Source organism: Pseudomonas sp. 30_B (genome assembly GCF_017491605.1).
Classification (GTDB): Bacteria; Pseudomonadota; Gammaproteobacteria; order Pseudomonadales; family Pseudomonadaceae; genus Pseudomonas.
In genome coordinates this window covers 1-444 of record NZ_JAFGYY010000359.1, presented here as the reverse complement: position 1 = coordinate 444, position 444 = coordinate 1, and the positions used below count along the sequence as shown (strand labels likewise).

At 72.7% G+C, this 444-nt stretch carries 1 protein-coding gene; it reads left to right on the top strand.

Features of this window, described 5'->3' with window-relative positions:
* Positions 1 to 444, top strand: a 444-nt coding sequence (locus J5M67_RS28660) for an efflux RND transporter permease subunit (protein ID WP_207888705.1), incomplete at both ends; no start/stop codon positions are given.

Here is a 444-nt window from a genome sequence, read left to right as displayed (position 1 = left end):
AGACGCCCGTCGGCGTGAAGATCGCCGGCCCGGAGCTCGCGCAGATCGACCGGATCGCGGCGCAGGTCGAGGCGGCGGTGAAGCGCGTGCCGGGCGTCACGTCGGCGCTCGCCGAGCGGCTGAACGGCGGGCGCTACGTGGACGTCGACATCGACCGGCGCGCGGCGGCGCGCTACGGGCTGTCGGTCGGCGACGTGCAGGCGGTCGTCGCGTCGGCGATCGGCGGCGAGAACGTCGGCGAGGTGATCGCGGGGCGCGAGCGCTTTCCGATCAACATCCGCTATCCGCGCGAAGTACGCGACTCGCTCGAGAAACTGCGGGCGTTGCCGATCGTCACCGAGCGCGGCGCGCAGATCCTGCTGCGCGACGTCGCCGCCGTGACGATCGCCGACGGGCCGCCGATGATCCGCAGCGAGAATGCGCGGCTGTCGGGCTACGTGTACG